Source organism: Paraburkholderia sp. SIMBA_053 (assembly GCF_046534895.1).
In the GTDB taxonomy this organism is placed as follows: Bacteria; Pseudomonadota; Gammaproteobacteria; order Burkholderiales; family Burkholderiaceae; genus Paraburkholderia; species Paraburkholderia caledonica.
The window spans coordinates 897,646-920,849 of record NZ_JAWRXU010000002.1 but is presented as its reverse complement, the minus strand read 5'-3'; the positions used below and the strand labels follow the sequence as shown (position 1 = coordinate 920,849).

At 62.4% G+C, this 23,204-nt stretch carries 22 protein-coding genes; 19 read left to right on the top strand and 3 right to left on the bottom strand.

The window, feature by feature from the left end; translation table 11 throughout:
- Positions 1-89: 89 nt before the first annotated feature.
- The 5 genes from SB753_RS10630 to SB753_RS10610 all read left to right on the top strand — a co-directional run bounded on the left by SB753_RS10630 (position 90) and on the right by SB753_RS10610 (position 4,821).
- Complete coding sequence (locus SB753_RS10630) at positions 90-818, top strand: GntR family transcriptional regulator (RefSeq protein ID WP_204520836.1); 729 nt, start codon at positions 90-92, stop codon at positions 816-818.
- A 142-nt stretch (positions 819-960) separates the two neighbouring features.
- Entirely contained in the window at positions 961-1,956 is a 996-nt protein-coding gene (locus SB753_RS10625; protein ID WP_410800143.1) for an ABC transporter substrate-binding protein, read from the top strand.
- 73 nt (positions 1,957-2,029) lie between these two features.
- Positions 2,030-3,304, top strand: a complete 1,275-nt coding sequence (locus SB753_RS10620; protein ID WP_410800142.1) for an aromatic ring-hydroxylating dioxygenase subunit alpha — start codon at positions 2,030-2,032, stop codon at positions 3,302-3,304.
- Positions 3,297-3,800 (top strand): aromatic-ring-hydroxylating dioxygenase subunit beta, encoded by a 504-nt coding sequence (locus tag SB753_RS10615; protein ID WP_310065193.1) that lies wholly within the window; start codon positions 3,297-3,299, stop codon positions 3,798-3,800. The genes SB753_RS10620 and SB753_RS10615 overlap by 8 nt, the downstream gene beginning before the upstream one ends.
- A gap of 13 nt (positions 3,801-3,813) precedes the next feature.
- On the top strand, positions 3,814-4,821 hold the full coding sequence (locus SB753_RS10610; RefSeq protein WP_410800141.1) for a D-2-hydroxyacid dehydrogenase: 1,008 nt from the start codon (positions 3,814-3,816) through the stop codon (positions 4,819-4,821).
- 254 nt (positions 4,822-5,075) lie between these two features.
- On the opposite strand, the gene SB753_RS10605 is transcribed toward SB753_RS10610, so the two are convergent.
- Positions 5,076-5,957 (bottom strand): LysR family transcriptional regulator, encoded by an 882-nt coding sequence (locus tag SB753_RS10605; RefSeq protein WP_020066049.1) that lies wholly within the window; start codon positions 5,955-5,957, stop codon positions 5,076-5,078.
- A 127-nt stretch (positions 5,958-6,084) separates the two neighbouring features.
- On the opposite strand from SB753_RS10605, the gene SB753_RS10600 reads away from it, so the two are divergent.
- From SB753_RS10600 to SB753_RS10570, 7 genes are all read left to right on the top strand, one after another.
- The gene (locus SB753_RS10600) at positions 6,085-7,107 is read left to right on the top strand and encodes an ABC transporter ATP-binding protein (RefSeq protein ID WP_410800140.1); all 1,023 of its coding nucleotides are present in this window, start codon (positions 6,085-6,087) and stop codon (positions 7,105-7,107) included.
- Positions 7,104-8,261, top strand: coding sequence for an ABC transporter ATP-binding protein (locus SB753_RS10595; protein WP_410800139.1), 1,158 nt, complete (start codon positions 7,104-7,106; stop codon positions 8,259-8,261). Before SB753_RS10600 ends, SB753_RS10595 begins: the two co-directional genes overlap by 4 nt.
- 42 nt (positions 8,262-8,303) lie before the next feature.
- Positions 8,304-9,800 (top strand): ABC transporter substrate-binding protein, encoded by a 1,497-nt coding sequence (locus SB753_RS10590; protein ID WP_310359173.1) that lies wholly within the window; start codon positions 8,304-8,306, stop codon positions 9,798-9,800.
- Between the two features lie 5 nt (positions 9,801-9,805).
- Positions 9,806-10,750, top strand: a complete 945-nt coding sequence (locus tag SB753_RS10585) for an ABC transporter permease (RefSeq protein ID WP_027780164.1) — start codon at positions 9,806-9,808, stop codon at positions 10,748-10,750.
- Positions 10,750-11,634 carry an ABC transporter permease gene (locus tag SB753_RS10580; RefSeq protein WP_392393227.1) on the top strand — a complete coding sequence of 295 codons (885 nt, stop codon included), beginning with the start codon at positions 10,750-10,752 and terminating at the stop codon, positions 11,632-11,634. The genes SB753_RS10585 and SB753_RS10580 overlap by 1 nt, the downstream gene beginning before the upstream one ends.
- A gap of 66 nt (positions 11,635-11,700) precedes the next feature.
- A complete protein-coding gene (locus SB753_RS10575; protein WP_410800138.1) occupies positions 11,701-13,338 on the top strand; it encodes a gamma-glutamyltransferase family protein in 1,638 nt (545 codons plus the stop codon).
- 179 nt (positions 13,339-13,517) lie between these two features.
- Positions 13,518-13,727: an ATP-binding protein gene (locus tag SB753_RS10570; protein WP_410800294.1), complete on the top strand. Its 210-nt coding sequence runs from the start codon at positions 13,518-13,520 to the stop codon at positions 13,725-13,727.
- 631 nt (positions 13,728-14,358) lie between these two features.
- Here SB753_RS10570 and SB753_RS10565 read toward each other — a convergent pair.
- Positions 14,359-14,505 carry a hypothetical protein gene (locus tag SB753_RS10565; RefSeq protein WP_179214289.1) on the bottom strand — a complete coding sequence of 49 codons (147 nt, stop codon included), beginning with the start codon at positions 14,503-14,505 and terminating at the stop codon, positions 14,359-14,361.
- A gap of 307 nt (positions 14,506-14,812) precedes the next feature.
- Between SB753_RS10565 and SB753_RS10560 the strand changes: the two genes are divergently transcribed.
- A complete protein-coding gene (locus SB753_RS10560) occupies positions 14,813-17,053 on the top strand; it encodes a filamentous hemagglutinin N-terminal domain-containing protein (RefSeq protein WP_410800137.1) in 2,241 nt (746 codons plus the stop codon).
- A gap of 254 nt (positions 17,054-17,307) precedes the next feature.
- On the opposite strand, the gene SB753_RS10555 is transcribed toward SB753_RS10560, so the two are convergent.
- The gene (locus SB753_RS10555; RefSeq protein ID WP_410800136.1) at positions 17,308-18,720 is read right to left on the bottom strand and encodes a PLP-dependent aminotransferase family protein; all 1,413 of its coding nucleotides are present in this window, start codon (positions 18,718-18,720) and stop codon (positions 17,308-17,310) included.
- 187 nt (positions 18,721-18,907) lie between these two features.
- Between SB753_RS10555 and SB753_RS10550 the strand changes: the two genes are divergently transcribed.
- The 6 genes from SB753_RS10550 to SB753_RS10525 all read left to right on the top strand — a co-directional run bounded on the left by SB753_RS10550 (position 18,908) and on the right by SB753_RS10525 (position 23,169).
- Complete coding sequence (locus SB753_RS10550) at positions 18,908-19,525, top strand: nitroreductase family protein (protein ID WP_410800135.1); 618 nt, start codon at positions 18,908-18,910, stop codon at positions 19,523-19,525.
- Positions 19,526-19,620: 95 nt separating this feature from the next.
- Positions 19,621-20,253, top strand: coding sequence for an FMN-dependent NADH-azoreductase (locus SB753_RS10545; protein WP_410800134.1), 633 nt, complete (start codon positions 19,621-19,623; stop codon positions 20,251-20,253).
- Positions 20,254-20,292: 39 nt separating this feature from the next.
- Entirely contained in the window at positions 20,293-20,556 is a 264-nt protein-coding gene (locus tag SB753_RS10540; RefSeq protein ID WP_410800133.1) for a DUF3331 domain-containing protein, read from the top strand.
- A gap of 24 nt (positions 20,557-20,580) precedes the next feature.
- On the top strand, positions 20,581-21,291 hold the full coding sequence (locus tag SB753_RS10535; protein ID WP_288830928.1) for an SDR family NAD(P)-dependent oxidoreductase: 711 nt from the start codon (positions 20,581-20,583) through the stop codon (positions 21,289-21,291).
- A 36-nt stretch (positions 21,292-21,327) separates the two neighbouring features.
- Complete coding sequence (locus SB753_RS10530) at positions 21,328-22,284, top strand: AraC family transcriptional regulator (RefSeq protein WP_288830927.1); 957 nt, start codon at positions 21,328-21,330, stop codon at positions 22,282-22,284.
- Positions 22,285-22,500: 216 nt separating this feature from the next.
- The gene (locus SB753_RS10525) at positions 22,501-23,169 is read left to right on the top strand and encodes an alpha/beta hydrolase (protein WP_410800132.1); all 669 of its coding nucleotides are present in this window, start codon (positions 22,501-22,503) and stop codon (positions 23,167-23,169) included.
- Positions 23,170-23,204 lie beyond the last annotated feature (35 nt).

The window sequence follows — 23,204 nt, the reverse complement described above, 5'->3', positions numbered from 1 at the left end:
TCCTAGAATGATTTGAGGTTGGTGAGGTGCCTACAGAATGACGTAAGCATAATACGCAGCCATTCCTGGATAGAGCGCACGGGGGCAACATGGTAGGGAAATTAGTTTCTGGGGGCAACGCCGCGGCCGAGGGCAAGTTGCTGGGAGAGTCGACTTATCTGGCCATGCGGCAGGCGATACTGTCCTGCTCGCTGAAACCTGGCAGCATGCTGACCGAGGCTGCGCTGATGGAGCAATATGGCGTCGGCAAGTCGACGTGCCGGCTGGCACTTGCGCGTCTCACGCACGAAGGGCTGGTGCGTTCGGTGCCGCGACACGGCTACGTCGTCGTGCCGGTCACGCTGAAGGATGTCGAGGAGGTGTTCGCGCTGCGGCTCATTCTCGAACCCGAGGCGGCGCGGCTCGCGGCCGGCAAGGTGGACGCAAAGGCGTTGATGCGGATCGATCGCGCCGCGCGCGGCAATACGGCGTCGAAGAATCACGGTAATCGGATCGGGTTTTTCCTCGATGCGAACCGGGAGTTTCATCTGGTGATCGCAATGGCATCGGGCAACGACCGTCTGGTGCGCAGCATCTCGGTGCTGTTCGACGAAATGGCGCGGCTGGTGGCGCTCGGTTTCAGCGACGAAGACGACAGCCCGGAAATCGCCGACGATCACCGCCAACTGGTCGAGGTACTGTCGGCAGGCGACGGCAAGGCGGGCGCGCGCATTACGCGCCGGCACATCGAAAAGTTTCGCGACATGACGATGGAGCGTGTGCTACGCAGCATGAAGCAGGACTTCGAGCACGCGCCGCTGGTAGCGATCGGCAAGTAATACGGAGGATTCCGCCTTTGCTTCAGGCGGAATCTCTCGATGAATGGTTGCACCGTACTTTATGTTTTGATAAGGACATTTAGTAATCCTTCAAAGACGACGCTGGGGATACCGGCTGCGTTGCTACTTCAGGCAAAGCACCATGAAATCATTTCGTTCCGTTCTAAAGGCAGCATGCGCACTCGTAATAGCCGGCGCGTGCCTTACCAGTGCGTATGCGGCGCCGCTGCGCGTGGGCTACTGGACCAGCGGCACCAGTCTTGGTTTCGGTGCCGTGCTCGAAGCGCAAAAGTTCTTCGAGAAACAGGGACTGCAGGTGCAGTTCCTCCATTTTCCGGACGTGAACGGACCGACTACCGCGCTGGCTTCGAACGCGATCGACCTGGCATTCGGCACCAGCCTCGCGGGAGCATTCAGCCTGAGCCAGCAGGGTGTGCCGGTCAGGATGGTGGCCGCTACGCAGATTGTCGATGCGGAAATCGTCGTGCTCGCGGATTCGCCGATCCGCTCCGCGGGTGAACTGCGCGGCAAGAAAGTCGGCATGTCGCCCATCGGCAGTGCGACCACTGGCGTCGGCACCGCCGTGCTCGACGGCAATTACGGGCTCAAGCTTGCCGACTATCGCCTGGTTGCGGGCGACGAGCCGCGTCTTGCGCAGTTCCTCGTTCAGAAGAACGTCGACGCCGCCGTCATGCGTCCCACCACGGTGGCGCAGGTGCCGGACAGTGCGCAGAAAGTCCGCGTCATCACGACTTTGTCCGATCAATGGAAACAGATGACGAAAGCGAGCACACCGCCCTATATCGGTGTCGCCGTGATGCGCAGCGAGTGGCTCAAGGACAACCCGGCTGATGCTGCGAAGGTGCTCGCGGCGATGCGCGAGGCGCTGGCCTTCGGCGCGACCAATCCCGACGCTGTCGTGGCGATACTCAAGAAGGCCGGCAACATGAGCGACGAGGGCGCGCGTTTTTACGGCGACCACTGGACGACGATGAATACGGTCTCGTTCAAATCGGGCGACATCGACACACTGAAACGCACATTCGAAGTTTTCAGGGCCGCCGGCACGCTGAAGGGCGAGCTTCCCGCGGATCTCTTCTATCAGAAGCCCTATCTCGACTCGGAAGCAGTCAAATGAGCGGATATCGGGAGTCGGCCAATGGCCGCAGCCGCCGCCGTGGTGTACGGGCCTTCATCAACGGAGCAGCAATATGACGGAAAAGTGCGACGGTGCGGTCGCGACCATTGGATTTCCCACTAGCCGGATCCGCTGGCCGGAAGAGGGCATTACACGTGTGCCGCTACGTGTGTTCTCCGACGCGGCAACCTACGAGCGCGAACAGGAGGCCGTGTTTCGCGGGCCCACATGGAGTTTCCTCTGCCTCGACATCGAGATTCCAGACGCGGGTGATTACATCACGACCAAGGTCGGCCATACGTCGGTAATTGTCGTGCGCCAGCAGGACGGCATCATTGGTGCGCTCGTGAACAAGTGCGTGCACAAGGGCTCGGTGCTTTGCTACGAAGCGCAAGGGCACCGCAAGCGTCCGAACTTCGTTTGCCCTTATCACAACTGGGTTTACAACTTCGACGGCGAACTGACGAGCGTCGCATTCGAGAAGGGCGTGCAAGGCAAAGGCGGTATGCCCGAGGATTTCGACAAGTCGAAGTTCCGTCTGACGAAGCTGCGCGTGGAGAGCATCCGCGGTCTCGTGTTCGGTTCGTTTTCCGAAAAAGCCCCTGCATTGAAGGACTATCTCGGACCGACAATGGTGCGGCACATGGAGCGCACGCTATATGGGCGGGTAAAGATACTTGGCCGCTATAGTCAGGTGATGCACAACAACTGGAAGCTCTACGTCGAGAATAGCCGCGACAACTATCACCCGAGCCTGCTGCATGCGTTTTTCTCGACCTTCAAAATCAACCGGCTGTCCGCGGAAGGCGGTACGTTGCAGGATGAAGATAGCCGGCATCACATCACCTTTACGAAGCGCTATACCGACATTGGCGATCAGGCATACGACTCCGGCGTGATTCGTGCAATGCGCGACGATTTCGGCCTGAAGGATCCTTCGTTGATCGATCAGTGGATGGAGTATCCCGATCAGATCACCAATGCGATCCAGAGCATTTTTCCGGGCTTCGTGCTGCATCAGATCATGAATTCCATCGGCGTGCGGCAGGTGGTTCCGCTCGGCGTCGATCGATGCGAACTGATCTGGACCGTGCTCGGCTTCGAGGAAGACACGCCGGAGCGGACGCTCATCCGGCGCAAGCAGAGCAATCTCGTCGGGCCCGCGGGTTTTGTGTCGATGGAAGACGGCACGATTGGCGCGTTCGTCGAAAAGGGTATTCGCGGCGATCTTGACGACGCTGCCGTGATCGAGATGGGCGGCAAGGGCACAGGCCCGATGGCGACCCGGGCGACCGAAACCTCGGTACGCGGTTTCTGGAAATTCTATAGAGAACTGATGGATGTCTAGCACGACGCGCTACCCTGACCTGGAGGTCGGCACCCAGACGGGCGCGAGTATCGCGCGCCTGATGGCCCACTATTGCAGTTCGATCGACAATGGCGATCTCGACCGCTGGCCGGAGTTCTTCACCGAAGATTGTACTTACCGCATTCTCACGCGCACCGATTTCGAAGCGGGCCGCGATTTCGGCATCTGGTTCTGCAACACGCGCGGCATGCTGCTGGATCGCGTCAGTTCGATCCAGTCGGTTAATGTGTTCGAGCCACATGTCTACCGTCATGTACTTGGACCGACCGAAGTCGTCAGCGTCGAAGAAGGGCTGATCGGTTGCGAAACCAGCTACATGGTCGTGCGAACCGGCTATGAAGGCGGCATGGTTGTGTTCAGCGTCGGACGTTATATCGATCAGATCGTTGTCGAGGGCGGCCGCGCGTTGCTGCGTGAGCGCACGGTCGTCACGGATTCGTGCCGCTACGACACGCTCGTTGCGCTCCCTCTGTAAGGATGCTGCCCGGATGACCGAACCTGCCCGCCGTTACCGGCTGCACCTCGAAAGCCAGCGGCGTCAGTCGTCAGCCTTTCATCTTCACGAAGCCGTGTGGCAGGTCGCCTGCGCGCGGCATCCCGATCTCGCACAGCAAATCGACGTGACGTTCGGCTGGGACGGCGAGCGGTTCGCGCGTCCGCTCGACGGAGTCGACTTCCTGCTGGCGTCGAGATTCCCGCATGAGGTGGTGAACGACGCGCCACGTCTGCGCTGGATTCACACGACAGGTGCCGGCGTCGATCAGTTGATGCCGCTCGATCGTCTGCGCCGCGACCTGGTCCTGACGAACAGTAGCGGCATTCATAGCGACAAGGCGGCCGAATACACGCAAATGGCGTTGCTGATGCTGAATGCGCAAATGCCGGCCGTGTTGCAGGCGCAGCGGGAGCATCGCTGGGACGCCCGGCTGACCTCATCCATTCGAGGCAAGACGGCGCTGATAATCGGCTTCGGCGATCTGGGCAGGGCAGCGAGCCGCGCGGCGCGCGCGCTCGGCTTGCGAGTCATTGCACTGAACCGGAGTGGCGCGGCACCGGCGCAGGCGGTGGAAGCAGTCGATGTACTCGCAACGATCTCCGCACTCGACGACTGGCTGCCTCAGGCCGACTTCGTCGTTATGACGGCGCCGCTCACGCCGGAGACACGCGAGTTGCTTTCCGCCGCGCGCCTCGCGCGCATGCGGCCCGGTGCGGGCGTCGTCAACCTTTCGCGCGCGGCGCTGATCGACCATGCGGCGTTGTTCGAGCGATTGCGTTCCGGAGGGTGCGGCGGCGCGCTGCTCGACGTATTCGATCCCGAACCGTTACCGGCTGACCATGTGGCGTGGGACGTGCCGGGACTCATCGTCACGCCGCACATTTCGTGCGACGCGCCCGATTACAACCTGCGGGTGCTCGAACTCTGGTTTGACAATTTCGCGCGCTTCCTGCGCGGGGAACCGCTCGCGAATATCGTCGATCGTACCCGCGGTTATTGAGCCGGCAGATGGGACGCGATCAAGGGTGACAGACCCAGCTGAGCGAGGCTCCGGTGCAAATAGGGTCGGCGAATCGGTCAAAGTTGTCGGAGCAAAACGGACGGATGACCCGCGATGACCAGGCTGAAGAGTCTCGAGACGTTCGCTGGTACCTGCGCTACAAGCTCAGCCTACGGGATCTGACCAGCCCGCGAACGTGACAACGCCCCCGCGTCAGCTGATGGCATCGAAACAACGGCCCGACAACAACCGCATCACGAACGATCGCGCGGCATCGCCTGCAACGTATCGACGATTTCGCGCATCAGCGCTTTTCTGTCATCCGAAGCTCGCTGCACCATGCCGACCGTGCGCAGCGTCGGCGGGCTCGAAATCGGGATCACGCGCAGCAGCGGGTCGTTCAGCCAGTTGCCGCGTATCAGCAGCGGCAGCACCGCGACGCCTACTTTCTCGCGCACCAGCGCGGCAATCGTCTCGATCGAATTCAGTTCGAGATACTCGTTGACCATCAAGCCCGCTTTCTCCAGCGCCTGCTCGACCACCTGCCCCGTGCGCACGCGCCGGTCGAAGCGCAGAAAGCCGTGCGCGCGCAAGATGCGCTGCGGGTCGTTATCGGCGATGTCGCGGTTCACTACCAGCACCATCGGTTCGGTGTAGAGCGTGGTCCATTTGAGCGTGTCGGGCAGCGTCTCGTCCGCGCGCGCGACCACGGCCGCGACGTCCACGTCGCCCGCTTCGACCATGCCCGCCAGTTCGTCCGAGCGCGCCGACAGCAACCGCACGTCGAGCCGCGGGTGCGTCGCCTTCAGCCGCGCGACGGCGAGCGACAGCGCGCCGATCACCGACACCACCGCGCCGATCGTGACGGGGCCTTCCATCGCGTCGGTGGGCTTCGCTTCGAGGTCGGCGAGCAGGTCGAGGATCTGCTCGACCTTCGGCCAGATAGTCATCCCGTGCTGTGTCAGCGTGATCTGTCGCCCGCGGCGGTCGAACAACTGGCGGCCCAGCGCTTCCTCCAGCCCGCGCATCTGCAGGCTAACGGCCGCCTGCGTCAGCGCGACCTTTTCGGCAGCCGTCGAGAACGAGCCGGTGCGGGCAACGGCCCTGAAAGTCTTCAGCATGCGTAGCGTCGGCATTCGTTCGATCCATGAGAAAAACTTAAGTGTCGAAAAGAAAGTTTAATATTTTTTGTACGTTGGCAGCCAGATAATCGATTTCATAGCGATCTGGAAGGACGAGCCACGCAATGCGGAGTAAACAGGCATGACCGCAGCAGAACGCCGGCCGGTTCTCGATGTACAAGGCTTCTCGCTGAATTTTTCGAATTTGCCCGACGCGCCGAACGTCGTCGACCGGGTGTCCTTTCTCGTCCACGCGGGCGAGACGCTGTGCGTGGTCGGCGAGTCCGGCTGCGGCAAGAGCGTGACGTCGCTCGCGCTGATGGGGCTGCTCGCCAGCCCGCCCGCACGTCGCGTCGCGGGCACGGCGCATTTCGAGGGCGTGGATCTGTTCGGGCTGTCTGAGCGCGAACTCGCCGACATTCGCGGCAACCGCATGTCGATGATCTTTCAGGAGCCCATGACCTCGCTGAATCCCGCCTACACGGTCGGCGAGCAGATCGGCGAGAGCATCCGGCGGCATCGCGGCGTCAGCCGCGCAGCGGCGCGCGAAGAGGCGCTCAAGATGCTGCGGCTCGTTCATATTCCCGCGCCCGAAACGCGGCTCGATGCGTTCGCGCATCAGCTGTCGGGCGGCATGCGCCAGCGCGTGATGATTGCGATGGCGCTCGCGAACAGCCCGCGCCTGTTGATCGCCGACGAACCCACTACCGCGCTCGACGTGACCATTCAGGCGCAGGTTCTGGCGCTCGTGCGCAATCTGCAGAAAGAGACGGGCACGGCGATGCTGCTGATTACGCACGATCTCGGCGTGGTCGCCGAAGTGGCGGATCACGTGGCGGTGATGTATGCGGGCAAGATCATCGAGTACGGCACGGTGTCCGATCTGTTCGACGATCCGCAGCATCCATACACGATCGGGCTGATGGGCGCGATTCCGTCCGTCGGCAAGCGAGAAGGGTCGCTCGTCACGATACGCGGCTCCGTGCCGACGCCCGAGCAGATGCCGCGCGGCTGCCGCTTTGCGCCGCGCTGTCCGTTTGCCGAACAGCGTTGCATCGACGCCGCACCGCCCGAGCGAACGCTCGAAGGCGAGCATCGCGTCGCCTGCTGGCTCGCGCCTGTCGAGCAGCTCGTGAAGCCCGCGCAGCAAACGGAGCTGACATGAGGCCCGCGAATCTGTCACACCCCGCGTCACACCCCGCGTCGCACCCCGCGTCACACATCGCGACGCCCATCATCGAAGCCAGCGCGCTCACCAAACGCTTCGGCGGCGAGCGGCAGATGTTCACGCGCACGCCCACGGTTCATGCCGTCAACGAAGTCTCGTTCGCCGTGCACACGGGCGAGACGTTCGCGATCGTCGGCGAATCGGGCTGCGGCAAGTCGACGCTCGGGCGCATGCTGCTGCGTTTGATCGACGCGACGCAAGGACGCGTGCTGTATCAGGGCGAGGACATCACGCATTGGCAGGGCGCGAAGCTGCGCCGCTTGCGCCGCGACATGCAGATCATCTTTCAGGACCCGTTCGCGTCGCTGAATCCGGGCATGACGGTCGGGCAGATCATCGGCGAGCCGGTTGCGTTTCATGGTCTCGCGAGCAGCGGCAGCGAGCGCCGCGAACGCGTCGCGCAACTGCTGACCAAAGTCGGCCTGCAGCCGGCGTATGCGCAGCGCTATCCGCATGAGTTCTCCGGCGGCCAGCGGCAGCGCATCGGTATCGCGCGGGCACTGGCGGGCGAGCCGAAATTGATCGTCGGCGACGAGCCCGTGTCGGCGCTCGATGTCTCCGTGCAGGCGCAGGTGATCAACCTTCTCGAATCGCTGAAGGCCGAACTCGGGCTCACGCTGCTCATGGTCGCGCACGATCTCGCCGTGATCCGTCACATGAGCGACCGCGTCGCGGTGATGTATCTGGGTGAAATCGTCGAACTGGCGCAGGTCGACGAACTGTTCGACGCGCCGCTGCATCCGTACACGCAGGCGCTGCTGCGCGCGATTCCCGCCAGCAGTCCACACGAGCGCCGCACGAAGCCCGCGCTGCAAGGCGATCTGCCCAGCCCGACGGCGCCGCCGCCCGGCTGCCGCTTTCATACGCGTTGCCCGCACGCGAAACCGCGCTGCGTGCAGGAGCGCCCGCTGTCCGAAACGCTGCCGGGCGGACGGCAGGTCGCGTGTCATTTCTGGCGCGACGTGCAGAACGCGGGCGGCGGCACGCCGCTCCTCGCGAGCGTCAGCGCGAAGCTCAACGAGCGCCTGGCGATCTATCGCGAGAAGCAGAATCAGACGCAGGCCGCACCGAGCGCCGAAGCGAACCGCTAACGATCACCTATGGCAACCCGAACCGCAACAAGGACACGACGCATGCGAAGAATGTTGATTGCCGCCGCGCTCGCATTGAGCGCTTCCGCCGCGATGGCGCAGACCACCATCCGCATCGGCCTGCAGGACGATATCGGCTCGCTCGACCCGGCGCGCAGCGTGCAGTTTGTCGACCGGATCGTGTTCGCGTCGCTGTGCAATTCGCTCGTCGATGTCGCGCCCGATCTGAAGATCGTGCCGATGCTCGCCACGTCGTGGACCACGGGCGACGACGGAAAATCGCTGACGTTCAAGCTGCGCCAGGGGGTCAAGTTCCAGGACGACGAGCCGTTCAACGCCGCCGCCGTGAAGGCGAACCTCGACCGCTACCGCACGCTGCCGACCAGCAACCGCAAGAGCGAATTGTCGTCGGTCGATCATGTGGATGTGATCGACGACAGCACCGTGAAAATCGTGCTGAAGCAGCCGGACGCCGCGCTGCTCGCCACGCTGTCGGACCGCGCGGGCATGATGCTCGCGCCGAAAACGCTGAGCGACGCGGCAGGCGTCGCGTCGCATCCCGTGTGCTCGGGGCCGTACAAGTTCGTGCAGCGCGTGCAGAACGATCGCGTGGTGCTCGAGAAGTTCGCCGGTTACTGGGACGCGGACAAGTATCCCGTCCAGCGCGTGGTGTTCCAGCCGATTCCCGACAGCACCGTGCGTCTCGCGAATCTGCGCTCGGGCTCGCTGGATATGCTGGAGCGTCTCGCGCCGTCCGACGTCGCCGCCGTCAAGAGCGATGCGAACCTGCAGTTCAAGCCGGTGACGGGTCTCGGCTTCTACTACGTGACGTTCAACATCAACAACGGCCCGCGCGGCAACGGTCCGCTGAAGGACAAGCGCGTGCGGCAGGCGTTCGAGCTGTCGATCGACCGCGATGCGATCGACCAGGTGATCGGTGCGGGCATCTTCACGCCCGCGAACCAGGGCATTCCGAAATCGAGCCCGTACTACAACGCGTCGCTGCCGACCTCGAAGCGCGACGTCGCGAAGGCGAAGGCGCTGCTGAAAGCGGCGGGCCAGGAGCATCCGACCATTGAATTCGCGTATCCGAACAACACGGTCGCGAGCCAGATCACGCAGATGCTGCAGGCCATGCTCAGCGAAACGGGCATCACGCTGAAGCTGCGTCCGAGCGACTACGCGACGGAACTGAACGCAGGCCACACCGGCGACTTCGAAGCGATGTACACGGGCTGGTCGGGGCGCCTCGATCCCGACGGCAACCTGCATCAGTTCAACACCTGCGCGGGCAACCTGAACTACGCGCACTACTGCAACCAGCAGGTCGATTCGCTGCTCGATTCGGCGCGCACCAGGCAGACCCAGGCAGAGCGCAAGTCCGACTACGACGCCGCGGGTAAGATCCTCGCCGACGACGATCCCATCGTCTACATCTACGCGCAGCCCTGGCCGTTCGTGCTGTCGAAGAAAGTGCAGGGCTTCACGCCTTACGCCGACGGTCTGGTGCGCCTGCGCGGCGTGTCGATCAAGGGCTGATCGTCATGCTGCCGATCATTGCGAATCGCCTGCTCGTGGCCGTGCCGACCCTGATCCTGGTGTCGATGCTGATTTTCGGCTTGCAGAAGCTGCTGCCGGGTGACCCGGTCCGCGCGATGGCGGGCGAGGATCAGGACCCGCAGCTGATCGCGACGCTGCGGGTCAAGTATCACCTCGATCAGTCCGTGCCGACGCAGTACGCGCTATGGATGCGCGATGTCGCGCACGGCGATCTCGGTTCGTCTTTGCGCACTGACGTGCCCGTGCGCGCGTTGATCGCGCAAAAGCTGCCCGTCACGATCCAGCTCGCGGTGATGGCGATGATTCTCGCCATTGGCATCGGCATTCCGGCGGGCGTGATTTCGGCGGCGAGCAGGGGAGGGCCGCTCGACTACGCGGCAAACATCTTCGCGCTGTCGGGCATGTCGATACCGAATTTCTGGCTCGGCATCATGCTGATATTCATCGTGTCGGTGCGCTGGCATCTTTTGCCGTCGTCGGGTTATGTGTCACCGGGCGAGGACTTCTGGCTCAGCATCAAGACGATGCTGATGCCCGCGTTCGTGCTGGGCGCCGCGCTCGGCGCGCAACTGATGCGCCATACGCGCAGCGCAATGCTCGGCGTCTTGCGCACCGACTACATTCGCACGGCGCGCGCGAAAGGCTTGCTGCGCGGCGCCGTGGTCGTCAAGCACGCGTTCCGCAATGCGCTGATTCCCATCGTCACCGTGCTCGCGCTGCTGTTCGGCGAACTGCTCGCGGGCGCCGTGCTGACGGAGCAGGTGTTCACGATTCCCGGCTTCGGCAAGCTCGTCGTCGATGCGGTGTTCAATCGCGATTACCCCGTCGTGCAAGGCGTCGTGCTCGTCACGGCGGTCGCGTTCATCGTCGTGAACCTGTGCGCGGATGTGCTCTATATCCTGCTCAATCCCCGACTGAGGCGCAGTTGATGGCTACTTCAATCGATGCCCGATCCGCGCCGGCGGCCGCCGCGTTGCCGCGTCGCAAACGCCGGGGGCTCACGCGCTTCATGCGCAATCGCGCGGCCGTGTTCGGTGCGTTTCTGGTGGCGCTGATCGTGATCATGGCGCTGTTCGCGCCGTGGCTCACGCACTACGACCCCGTGCAGGCGAGCTTCATGACCGTGCGCCAGGCGCCGTCGGCAGCGCACTGGTTCGGCACTGACGAACTCGGCCGTGACGTGCTGAGCCGCCTGCTGTACGGCGCGCGTGCGTCGTTGCTGGCGGGCGTCGTGTCGGTCGGCATTGCCGTCGTGCTCGGCGTGCCGCTGGGGTTGATCGCCGGTTACTTCGGCAGGTTCGTCGACGGCGTGATCTCACGCATCGCCGATGCGCTGCTGTCGATCCCGTTCCTGATTCTCGCGATCGCGTTGAGCGCGTTTCTCGGCCCGAGCCTGACGAACGCGATGGCCGCGATCGGCATTTCGGCGATGCCGCGCTTCATTCGCCTCACGCGCGGCCAGGCCATCAGCGTGAAGGCCGAAGAATACGTGGAAGGCGCGCGCGCGATCGGCCTCGATCACGCGCGGATCATGCTGCGTTACATTCTGCCGAACGTGCTGCCGCCCATCATCGTGCAGGCGAGCCTGACGGTGGCGAGCGCGATCATCGCCGAAGCGAGCCTGTCGTTTCTCGGGCTCGGACAATTGCCTCCCGCGCCGTCGTGGGGCTCGATGCTTAACACGGCAAAAGACTTCGTGAGCCAGGCGCCGTGGATGTCGATCTTTCCCGGCGTCGCGATTTTCCTGGCCGTGCTTGGCTTCAACCTGCTCGGCGACGGCCTGCGCGACGCGCTCGATCCGCGCGAATCGTGATGTTTTTCGCGCGCTACGGCTTTCGATGGCGCGCGGTCGAACCAGCAAAACCACCAGAGTGACAACATGACAAGCTTCAACTGGCAGAACCCTTATCCGACGCTGCGCATGCCCGTGTTCGCGCGCAACATCGTGTCGACGTCGCAGCCACTCGCCGCGCAGGCCGGGCTGCGCATGCTGTGGAAAGGCGGCAATGCCGTCGACGCGGCCATCGCGGCAGCAGCGGCGATCACCGTCGTCGAGCCGGTGTCGAATGGACTCGGCAGCGACGCGTTCGCGCTCGTGTGGGACGGCAGCAAGCTGCACGGGTTGAACGCGTCGGGCGTCGCGCCCGCTGCGTGGAACGTCGACTATTTCAGGCGCAAATACGGCGAAAACAACGGCGTCGCCGCGCAGCCCGTGCGGGGCTGGGACACGGTGACGGTGCCGGGCGCGATCGCGGGCTGGGAAGCGCTGCATCGGAAGTTTGGCTCGCTGCCGTTCGCCGATCTGATGGAGCCCGCCATCGAGATCGCCGAGCGCGGCCATGCCGTGGCAAACGTCGTCGCGCGCAAGTGGGCGGCCGCCGTGCCCGAACTGAAGAACCAGCCGGGCTACGCCGATACGTTCATGCCGCGGGGCCGCGCGCCCGAAGTCAGCGAACTGGTGAAGATGCCGGGCCACGCCAAGACCTTGCGCATGCTGGCCGAACACGGGCCGCGCGCCTTCTACGAAGGTGAAATTGCCGAACGCATCGCGGCGTTTTCCCGCGAATGCGGCGCGGCAATGACGCTCGACGATCTGCGCAACTACCAGCCCGATTGGGTCGATCCGATCGGCAAGAACTATCGCGGCTACACGGTGCACGAGATTCCGCCGAACGGGCAGGGCATCGCCGCGCTGATCGCGCTCGGCATTCTCGAACAGTTCGACGTGGCCGCGCTGAAGCTCGACGGCATCGAATCGCAGCATCTGCAGATCGAAGCGATGAAGCTCGCGTTCGCGGATGTGTACCGCTACGTCGCCGATCCGCGCTCGATGGAAGTGACGCCTGCGCAAATGCTCGACGACGCCTATCTGAAATCGCGTGCGAAGCTGATCGATCCGAAGCGCGCGACGCACTTCGGCTTCGGCATGCCGAAGGCGGGCGGCACGATTTACCTGTCGACGGCCGACGAGCGCGGCATGATGGTCAGCTTCATCCAGTCGAACTATATGGGCTTCGGCTCGGGCTGCGTCGTGCCTGAGATGGGCATTTCGCTGCAAAACCGTGGCTGCGGTTTCTCGATGGACCCGAAGTCGCCGAATGTGGTCGAGGGCGGCAAGCGGCCGTTCCACACGATCATCCCGGCGTTCCTCACGCAGCAGGTGGACGGCAAGCAGGAAGCGGTCATGAGCTTCGGCGTGATGGGCGGCGACATGCAGCCGCAAGGGCACCTGCAAACCGTGGTGCGCATGCTCGATTACAGCCAGCAGCCGCAGGCGGCATGCGATGCGCCGCGCTGGAAGGTCAACCGCGATTTCTCCATAGATATCGAATCGACGCTCGATCCGCAGACCTCACGCGCGCTTGAAGGCCTGGGCCACACGATCAAGTCGATCGATGATCCGTATATGGATTTCGGTTCGGGCCAGTTCATCTGGAAGCTCGATCGCAACGAGCCTGAGCGCGGCTATGTCGCTGCAAGCGACAGCCGTCGCGATGGGCTGGCCGCAGGGTTCTGAAGGTCGCGTCGCGCGCCGACCGTTCCTGCGGCGAACCGCGAAGGCGTCAGCGGACGCCTTCGCCACCTTTACATACACACAGAAGCTCCGTGAGATTTGACATAATATAAATTATCAACGGAATGGATGTAGCGGCAATATGAGATGTCGTGTTTCGCTGCTGATGCCGCGGACCGGCCATACCGCCGACCTTCCTATGTCGCGTGTTCGAACCTCTTGAGCGCGGTCCGGGCGCTGAAACGCGGCCGGACTCAGAGGACAGCCTCGGTCTGGGCCTCTACATTGCAAGAGAAATCGCCCAGGCTCACGGCGGCGATGTGGCCGCACGGTCTGACGAATCGGAAACGATTTTCACCGTTCGACTACCCCGTGGAGCTCCCGACGTCTGAAAAGACCCACCACACCATCGCTAACACTTTCGACTGGAGCGCCGATTGCGCTGATCCGCGCTGACGAGCCTCTCCAGTCATGTCTATGCGGCGACCCGAACCAGTTGACGAATGTCGCTCAGCGACGACCGACGTGGGGTGCATGCACTTTGCCGTCAGCGAGAGGCAGTCCGTCGAGTTCCGATGGCTGCATCAATTACTTAATGTGCGGCTTCGATGACGCTCCAGATTCGTTCATTGGAGTCGCCCGTGAATCGTCTGGCGATGACAGCATGGCACTTGGTGCACCGATAGTGCTCGAGAGCGAGCGTACCGTTACACTCAGCAATGCCTATCAATGTGAGGCTGTCTTGCCGTTGAACATCGACGGGGCGGCCGTCAATGTTGGCGCATATATCGCAGACTTCCAAAGTGCCTCCTCATCTCGTCGTTGATGTTATCCAGTATTCAAACTGCCATTTATGTAGCTACCCCGGCTGTCCCTTTTTGGACATCACTGACAGCACTGGATCGACACCACTCGACGCCTTCTGCCTCCGAGTGGAACGCTGGCCCGCAAAAAGCGATTGCCCTTTTCCCCGCTCCCAGCGTTCGCTCTACGGTGAGCGCCCAGTGCCAACCGCCGCCTTGTTCAAATACGTGAAGCGTTAAGCCGTGCGCATCCCTTGATTCCGTCATGTGCGCGTCCGCCGACGGAAACCGGATCGACGAAAAATGTCTTACCGTTTTCCGCTTGAGCATAGGCGCAAAATTGCTGCGTCACAACAATTTCGTTCACCCTCAGTTCGCTGCTGTGCGGCCTGGCGTGGTCGGCTGATGCATTGATCGGCTTCCGTCTGTTGCAGGGCCGACCAGCGCCAGACGTTACGACACGCTGTTGGCTACGCCGCGATGCACCGTGCATCGGTCAACCTCACCGATCCCTGAAGCCCACCGCGACGGCGCAAAAGAAGTGAATGCCGTCGCGAAATGCTGAAAGTTTGTTGTTAGTTAAGTGGTCCACTTATGTCTATGCTTTTGAGGCCACGCCCTGAACAGACCGCCGGGCCGAGTGGCATGCCAATCCTTCTAAAGGAAAGGAAGCGATGTCGCCCAATACATTGTCAATGCGTGCGCCCCACTGTGCGCGCAGGCTACATGCTGTGTCTGTCATCGCCTCCCTTCTGGGTCTCTCGTGCGCCGCGCCGGTGGTCGCGGCTGGCATCCTGCCGCAAGGCGGCGCCTATGTGAGCGGCAACGGCTCCATTGCCACGTCCGGCGATACGCTCACTGTCACCCAGCCGGGCTCAACGCGCGGAGTGATCGACTGGAACCGCTTTTCGATTGGCCGGAACAACACCCTCAACATCAACAACGGCAACGGCGCGACGCTCAATCGCGTGACAGGCGGCACGCCGTCGATGATCCTCGGCAAGCTGAACGCAACCGGCAGCGTCTACCTGATCAATCCGCAAGGCATAGTGGTCGGACCGCAAGGCGTGGTCACGACGGGCGGTCGCTTCGTTGCCTCCACACTCGACACCGACAACGCGTCGTTCATGGCCGGCGGCCCGCTGACGTTTTCCGGCCAGTCGACGCAACGCGTGGTGAACCTCGGCAACATCGGCTCGACGAACGGCGACGTACTGCTGATCGCCGCGAGCGAAGTCGACAACTACGGCAACATCAGCGCGCCGAACGGCACCGCCGAGATCGCGGTGGGCAACAAGGTACTGTTGCAGGACTCGTCCAGCTCGCAGCAGATGTTCGTGCAGACCGCGAGCGGTGGCGCGATCGTCAACACGGGCGCGATTGAAGCGGCGCAGGTGAACTTGCAGGCCGTCGACGGCAATATCTATGCGTTGGCCGGCAACGCCGACGTGCTACGCGCGACCGGCACCGCGGTGCGTGACGGTCACGTGTGGCTCGTCGCGGGTCCGAAAGGACAGGTGATTCTCGCGGGCAACATCGCCGCGAAAAACGCCGACGGCAAAGGGGGCACCGTCGATATGGACACGGGTCTCTTCACGTTCTGGGGCGACTTTGCGAAAGTGGTCGCGGGTCAGTGGAACGTCACCCTGCCCGCGTACACGTTCGACAACGGCGCGTCGCGTTCTTTCACGCGAAGCCTCAACGACGGCACATCCATTTCACTGACGACGACCGGCGCCAACGGCCAGAGCGGCGACCTCATCGCAGATCAAAGCATTCAATGGACGGGCGGCACATCGCTCTCGCTGAACGCGGCACATAGCCTGACGGTGAGCCCGGGCGTCACGTTGAGCAACCAGGGCAGCGGCGCGCTGACACTGCGCGCGGACGCAGCGAGCGTGAACAACGGCGGCAGCATCACGAACAACGGCACCATTGACTGGTCGCAGAGCACCGGCACGGTTAGCGCGCTGTATGACATGAACGGCAGTTACACGCCCGGCACGTTACTCGCAAATTGCGCGTGGGTCGCGCCTGATTACAGTGGGCTCGTTACGCAAATCACAGGCTACAAGCTGGTCAATACGGTGCAGGATCTGCAGAACATCGAGAGCGATATGAGCGGCAACTACGCGCTCGGCCACGACATCGACGCGACGGGTTATGCGTTCAAGACGCTCGGCTACGCGAGCAACACTTCTTTCACAGGACAGTTTGACGGCATGTGGCATAGCGTGTCGTATCTGAAACCTGACATCTCGTTCATGAGCGATATTGCCGCGAACGCGGTCGTTAGGGACGTCAATCTCCTCAATGCGTCAGCGGGTTTTGCACTGCGCTCCGGAGGGTTCGCCGGCATTCTTGCGATGGGCAATCACGGCACAATCATGAATACGTTCACGTCGGGCTACATCGGCCCGCAGTCTAATTTTTCGACGACGGATATGGGCGGCCTCGTTGGCACCAACTATGGAATGATCGGCCGTTCCGGCAGCAGTGCAAGGGTCGAGCACGGCAGCGGCGGTGGCGGTCTGGTCTATGACAATCAGGGGACGATATTGCAGTCGTATGCTACCGGCACCGTGTACGCGGTTGCGTCGCGCGGCAGTTCCGGAGGGCTTGTACATAACAACAGTGGAACGATATCGGAAGCGTTCGCAACAGGCGCAGTCTATGCAACCCGGCGAGGCACCGTCTGCGTATCTTGCACTGGACTTGGCAGCGACGTGTACTGGAACACCGAATCGACACCGCAGACGGAAAATGGTGGCAATCTACCCACGTCGAACGGGCTGACCACTGCGCAGATGAGTGACCCCAAGAGCTTCGTGGGCTGGAACTTCGGCAGCGATGGCGCGTGGGTGATGCCGGCTGGCGCCACGCATCCGGTGCTGCGCTGGCAGGTGGAACATTGAGCGGAACACGTTGCTGCGGGACTGGATCAGTACGCGAAATCGTCGTCACCCCTTCCCCACTCGACCCAACTGAGCCCGAAGACGACGGCTCTGATCGACCCGAAGCGGTCATTCAACGCCACAGTGGAACGTCCTGACTCCACCGGATAGCGGACCCCGCCCTGGAGATGGACGATATTCCCGAGAAGCGACATTGTAAGAAAGACTTTGTGGTCGATGCCAGCGAGCTAGCCTGGCGCGCCGAGGTGCACGTCTCACGAGCGATATCGGTCAATGATCTCGAAGAGTCGCTGACAGGACGTGGCGAGATGCTGCTGAGGCGCCGTCGCAACCCCGAGCAAAAGGCCGGGTAAGGTCCACGACGGAGTCGCGAACCACACGGACAGCGGCGATGGCGCCATGCCAACGGCCATCGCTTCCCGAACGATCCGCACGTCGGGTGCGCCGTCGGGGAGTCGGAGAAGTACTGCCAGGCCGGCATTGACCCACTGCGCGTCGCGCATTCGCAACTGCTCACATAGCGCGTCGCGCTGGGCGGAATATAGACGCTTAAGCCGGCGCACGCGTCGGACATAGTGGCCGTCACGCATGAATTGAGCTGTGGCGAGTTGAACGACCGGCGATGGTGCCGGGGCGAGCGTTGCGGCAACTTCGGCGAATGCGTTGGCCAATTCGTTTGGCGCGACGACAAATCCAAGCCGCAGCCCCGGGCTAATCGTCTTGCTGAACGAACCGATGTGAACGACCCGTTTGCCCTCATCCAGCGACGCCAGCGCAGGTGCCGGCCTCCCTTGCAGTTGCAGCTCGCTGAGGTAGTCGTCCTCGATGATCCAGGCGTGGCGCGAGGCTGCCCATTCGAGCAACTGAAGCCGTCGCCTCAGCGACAGCGTCGAGCCCAGTGGTGCTTGTTGACCAGGCGTCACAACAGCTAACGCGGCGTCCGCAGCGTTCTCGATGCCATAGCCTACGTTGAGGCCTTCTGCGTCCACCGGTACCGGCACCATATTCAAGCGCGCGAGCTCCAGGCCTTTGCGGGTGACCATGAAACCGGGCTCTTCCATCCAGACCTTCCTGCCTTCCAAACCTAACACCCGCAGTGCAAGGCCTAAGCCGGAACTGTATCCGGAAGTGATAAAGATCTGCTCCGGATGGCAGTGGACGTTTCTGGCGATGGAGAGATAGCCCGCGATCTCCCTGCGCAGTTCGAATTCCCCCCTCGGATCGGGATAAAGCAGTGACGACAAGCATCCGGTCTTCAGCAGATTGGAAGAACGCGCGCGTGCAAAAAGCTGTTCCGGCAAACCCTCAAAGGCGGGAATGCCGAGCTGGAAGATCGCCGGCCCGGCATTCATCTCCTCGTAGGCCCTCATAAAGGCGCCGAGCTGCGGCGCTTGCGCCCGGGCCGTCACCGCGCGGGGCCGTGGAGCGACGCGGCTGCCGCCCGCCCCGAATGTTTCGATCATCTGGGCGTCGCATAACCGTTCATATGCCGCTTGAACCGTACCGCGAGCCACCCCAAGCTGCGCCGCCAGGTCCTGCCAAGAGGGCAGCCGCGTGCCGGGTGGGAGCAGCCCGGCCTCTATGGTCCTGCCAATGCTCGCACGAATCTGTTCTGCCAGGGACAGCTTCGCTGTCCGGTCGAGCTGAATCTGAAGGTCTGGATGCATGTTCTTGGTACACACGAAATTGGTAAGTCTTGGTTCTTCTATTCGTACCGTCGATGGTACAGAATGTTCCCACCATAGCAGGTAGAAATGTGAGCCCAACAGGGAGATACCACGCCATGATCGACCGACCAATTCGAATGGTCAACCATTCGTACTTCGAACTATTCCTTCACTCATAGGATTAACCATGACCAACGCAGTCATCGAATGTATCCTGAGCCGCAGCGCCTCAAAGTACTACGACACTGCCGCGACGTTGAGCGACGACCAGATCCGCAAACTGGTGCGAATCGGCACCTCCGCGCCGACATCGTTCCACTTGCAGAATTGGCGCTTCATCGCTGTACGCACGCCCGAGGCCAAGGCCCGGCTAAGCCCTATCGCCTGGAACCAGCCCCCGATCAGGGATGCGGCGGTTACGTTCATCGTATGCGGCCAACTTGTTGATACTAGCGTCATACCCGAGCGCCTGGCTCCGCTAGTGGAAGCGGGTGTCATGCCCGCTGCGATGGTGCCGGAATGGGAAAACCCGGCACGCGACCTGTACATGGCGCACCCGCAGCGCCGGCGCGACGAGGCCGTGCGCACGGCCACGTTCGGCGCGTCCGCGATGATCTATGCGGGTCGCTCACTGGGCCTGGGTTCCACGCCGATGATCGGTTTCGATGCCGAAGCCGTGCACCGCGAGTTCGGACTCACCGAGGACGAAGTGCCGGTCATGTTGTTGTCGATAGGCGCGGAACGTCCGGGAAACTGGGCCCAGAAGCCGCGCCGTCCCGTGGCCGATGTGCTGACGCTCGTCTAGTGATTAGTAGGACCGCCGGTGATGTGTGGGGCGCACGCGGCGGCACACACGCTCGATTCCGCTATTGCCTTTCCGAAGCTGCCGGAGAAACCCGCATGAATATTCTGCACATCGATTGCAGTCCGCGACGCGAGTCGCACAGTCGACAGCTATCGTCGGCAGTCGTCGACAAGCTCCTCGCGATACTCCCCGACGTCCGTATTAGCCGCCGCGATCTGGGACATGAACCGATACCTCACGCCGGCGCCGACTATGCCGCCGCGCTCGCGACGCCCGCGTCGCTGGCTGCAGCAGGGCGTTCCGCCGACGTGCTACTTTTCGCCGAGCAGCTCATTCAGGAAGTGGAGCATTCCGATGTCGTTGTCATCGGCACGCCGATGAACAACTTCACGGTGCCGTCCGTTCTGAAGGCGTGGATCGATCAGATACTCCGTGTCGGCCGCACGATGAAGTCGATACCAGCTGGTAAGGTCGGAATGCTTCAGGACCGTCCCGTATTCGTCGCGATCGCTTCGGGTGGCGTGTTTGCTGGTGAGCGAGCTAATCAGCCGGATTTCCTCACACCCTACCTCACCGCCGTACTCGGCTGCATCGGTCTAAATACAGTCCATTACCTGCCTTTGCAAGGCACGGCCTTTATCGATGAGGCTCGCGCAAAGGAGCTTCGCCGCTCGCTCGTCGCGACGATCGAACCGGCGATGGTCAGCCTCGTGCAGAGCCTCGCCTGAACAAGCGTCGAGCCGGTAACTTATCAGGAACGTTCGTCCTTGCGCGTCTCAATCGTGGAAAAGCTGTCGTCGACAACGATCAGCGTATGCTGGAGCGATCCTTGTTCGGGTCATTGCGCGGCTCAGGTCTGGGGCATCTGCGTCGCGCGTGGGGACGCCGTTTGCGTGCTGTCCGGTAAGCCGATACGCCGCGGCGATTCGATCTTTCGTCCGCGTGTCTATCGATCACAAGTGCCACTCAATCGCCATCGCATGATCCTCGCTTCAGCGGTAGCGGGATTCCCCGAGAAACCATCCTTTTAAAAGTACTAAAGTATGAGCACACGTATGAGCACATCGAGAAAGGTTGTTGTCGTTACCGGCGCCTCGCGCGGGATGGGTGCCGCTATCGTTCGGGCATTTCGCGAACTCGATTGTGCGGTCGTTGCTACCTCACGCTCGATCGGGCCGTCGGACGACGCGAACCTGCTTACAGTAGCCGGCGACATCGGCGACCCCGCAACCGCGCGACGTCTCATCGCCGAGGGCGTCGCACGATTTGGCAGGATCGACACGCTGGTGAACAACGCCGGCATCTACATCGGCAAGCCTTTTACCGAACACACCGCGGAAGACTATGCGGCCGTGATGAACGTGAACATGGCGGGCTTCTATCACATCACGCAGCTTGCGATCGCCGAGATGGAAAAGCATTCGAGTGGTCATGTGGTGAGTATCACGGCCAGCATCGATCAGGTCGCAATCAGCGGGGTCTACTCGGTCCTCGCGGCGCTGACGAAGGGCGGCATCAACGCGGCCACGAAGTCGCTGGCGATCGAATACGCGAAGAAGGGAATCCGCGTGAATGCCGTCGCGCCTGGAAACATGGACACGCCGATGCACGCGCCTGAAATCCATGAAGCGCTGCGAGCGTTCAATCCCATCGGACGCCTGGGTGAAACACGCGATATCGCCGACGCCGTGGTCTTTCTCGATTCGGCACCGTTCATTACTGGAGAGATCCTGCACGTCGACGGCGGGCAAAGCGCTGGCCACTGAACCGCCCTTTTCCATGCCGAGGCCTAACGGAGCCCTATGTCCCAAGTCGATTGGCTGAGCCACCTGCTGCAAATGATCACCATCACCGGTCGGCTGGAAGTCCGTTGCGCGTATGGCGCGCCGTGGCGCGTGGCCTGGCCGCGGTCCAGTGCGCATGAAGTTCCCTATCACGTCGTGCTCAAGGGCCGGGCCATCATCGAGGACCCCGAGACAGACACGGCGCGGGAACTGGTAGCCGGCGATGTCGTGCTGCTGCCTCACGGGTCGGCGCACGTGCTGCACGACGGCAGCGGACATGCACCCGGGCCTACATGCGAACGCCGTGATTCCGCCGGATTGACGTTCAGCGAGAACGACGGCCAGGGCGAGCGCCTGGACATGCTATGCGGGCGATTTCTCATCGGACCGCCTCATGATCGGCTGATTCGCAATTACCTGCCTACGAATGTAGTAGTCCGGACTATGAAAGGTCGGGGTGAAAAGGATGCGGGGACTGCTCCAAACCACCTGGCCAGTTTCGTGGGGATGATGCGCGAGGAGTCCACGGGCGACAAGGTCGGTGGATACGCGATCGTCAATGCCCTCTCCTCGGCGCTCTTCACGCTGGTGTTGCGCGAGGCGAGCGAATCCGAGGAAGCCCCGGCAGGCCTGTTGGCACTGGCCGGCAATCCACGACTCGCGCCCGCCATCTCAGCCATGTTCGCCGATCCCGCGCGGCCCTGGAACCTGCCTGAGCTAGCCGACTTATGCAGCATGTCGCGCGCCACCTTCATGCGGCACTTCCAGGACACGCTCGGATGCTCGGCCGTGGATCTGTTGACCGATATCCGGATGAGCCTCGCTGCCAACGAGTTGAAGAAACCAATGATGACCACCGAGGCCGTGGCCGAGTCGGTCGGATATCAATCGGTGTCGTCGTTCCGGCGCGTGTTCACCGAGAGGATGGGCATGACGCCGGGGCAATGGCGGCGTCTCGCGCGCAACGGCCAATAGCGGTCCCAGTGCCGGCCGCGAAACATCGCTTCGCTTTCGGTGTGCGGGTCGAAGGAGGCACCAGAGGTTCGGGTCGTCTCGTCGACTTGATCCTTTTGGATACTTTATTGAGCAAATCCAATCTCGAAAGCCGCGTCGACGAGGCCTAAAGTGGAGGCTCCTAACCGCCTGACACCTCATCGACGCAACGCACGCTGATACGAGAGAGACCGACTTATGAGCGCACAAGCCTTTGAATTCGACGGACCGCACGGCTACCGGCTCGCCGGCAGACTGGAATTGCCGGACGGCCAGTCGCGTGGCTGGGCGATCCTCGCCCACTGCTTTACGTGCGGCAAGGACAGCCTCGCCGCCAGTCGCGTCGCACGGGCACTCGCCGCTCACGGCATTGGCGTGTTGCGCTTCGACTTTGCCGGATTGGGCAACAGCGGCGGAAACTTTGCCGACACGACTTTCGCCGCGGACGTAGACGATCTGGTAGCGGCCGGCAACGCGATGACCAGAGACGGCAAGCCGCCATCGATTCTGGTCGGCCATAGCCTCGGCGGCGCAGCCGTCCTGATCGAGACGCACGGCGAAGCGGAAGTATTGCTGGCTGGCAGGCCGTTCGTCGTGCGCAAAAGTTTCGTCGATGACCTCGCGTGTCACAACCTCGAGTCGCGGATCGCCGGGTTGCGCACTCCATTGCTGGTGCTGCATTCGCCACTGGATTCAACGGTGGGCATCGAGAACGCCGCGCGCATTTTTGCGGCTGCGAAGCACCCGAAGAGCTTTATTTCGCTGGACGACGCCGACCACCTGCTGACGCGCCGGGCCGACGCGGATTATGCGGCCGCAATGATCTCGACTTGGGCCAGCCGGTATCTGATTTCCCAATTTGAGTGACATGTGCTCCGCAAGGAGCCGAAGCAATCGTACGC

What these genes read in the sequence shown, in the direction of transcription:
- SB753_RS10620 (WP_410800142.1), top strand. Translation starts at nt 2,030, where the DNA reads ATGACGGAAAAGTGCGACGGTGCGGTCGCGACCATTGGATTTCCCACT.
- SB753_RS10580 (WP_392393227.1), top strand. Translation starts at nt 10,750, where the DNA reads ATGGCTACTTCAATCGATGCCCGATCCGCGCCGGCGGCCGCCGCGTTG.
- SB753_RS10550 (WP_410800135.1), top strand. Translation starts at nt 18,908, where the DNA reads ATGACCAACGCAGTCATCGAATGTATCCTGAGCCGCAGCGCCTCAAAG.
- SB753_RS10535 (WP_288830928.1), top strand. Translation starts at nt 20,581, where the DNA reads ATGAGCACATCGAGAAAGGTTGTTGTCGTTACCGGCGCCTCGCGCGGG.
- SB753_RS10585 (WP_027780164.1), top strand. Translation starts at nt 9,806, where the DNA reads ATGCTGCCGATCATTGCGAATCGCCTGCTCGTGGCCGTGCCGACCCTG.
- SB753_RS10610 (WP_410800141.1), top strand. Translation starts at nt 3,814, where the DNA reads ATGACCGAACCTGCCCGCCGTTACCGGCTGCACCTCGAAAGCCAGCGG.
- SB753_RS10595 (WP_410800139.1), top strand. Translation starts at nt 7,104, where the DNA reads ATGAGGCCCGCGAATCTGTCACACCCCGCGTCACACCCCGCGTCGCAC.
- SB753_RS10615 (WP_310065193.1), top strand. Translation starts at nt 3,297, where the DNA reads ATGTCTAGCACGACGCGCTACCCTGACCTGGAGGTCGGCACCCAGACG.
- SB753_RS10590 (WP_310359173.1), top strand. Translation starts at nt 8,304, where the DNA reads ATGCGAAGAATGTTGATTGCCGCCGCGCTCGCATTGAGCGCTTCCGCC.
- SB753_RS10605 (WP_020066049.1), bottom strand. Translation starts at nt 5,957, where the DNA reads ATGCCGACGCTACGCATGCTGAAGACTTTCAGGGCCGTTGCCCGCACC.
- SB753_RS10525 (WP_410800132.1), top strand. Translation starts at nt 22,501, where the DNA reads ATGAGCGCACAAGCCTTTGAATTCGACGGACCGCACGGCTACCGGCTC.
- SB753_RS10630 (WP_204520836.1), top strand. Translation starts at nt 90, where the DNA reads ATGGTAGGGAAATTAGTTTCTGGGGGCAACGCCGCGGCCGAGGGCAAG.
- SB753_RS10560 (WP_410800137.1), top strand. Translation starts at nt 14,813, where the DNA reads ATGTCGCCCAATACATTGTCAATGCGTGCGCCCCACTGTGCGCGCAGG.
- SB753_RS10555 (WP_410800136.1), bottom strand. Translation starts at nt 18,720, where the DNA reads ATGCATCCAGACCTTCAGATTCAGCTCGACCGGACAGCGAAGCTGTCC.
- SB753_RS10530 (WP_288830927.1), top strand. Translation starts at nt 21,328, where the DNA reads ATGTCCCAAGTCGATTGGCTGAGCCACCTGCTGCAAATGATCACCATC.
- SB753_RS10600 (WP_410800140.1), top strand. Translation starts at nt 6,085, where the DNA reads ATGACCGCAGCAGAACGCCGGCCGGTTCTCGATGTACAAGGCTTCTCG.
- SB753_RS10625 (WP_410800143.1), top strand. Translation starts at nt 961, where the DNA reads ATGAAATCATTTCGTTCCGTTCTAAAGGCAGCATGCGCACTCGTAATA.
- SB753_RS10575 (WP_410800138.1), top strand. Translation starts at nt 11,701, where the DNA reads ATGACAAGCTTCAACTGGCAGAACCCTTATCCGACGCTGCGCATGCCC.
- SB753_RS10545 (WP_410800134.1), top strand. Translation starts at nt 19,621, where the DNA reads ATGAATATTCTGCACATCGATTGCAGTCCGCGACGCGAGTCGCACAGT.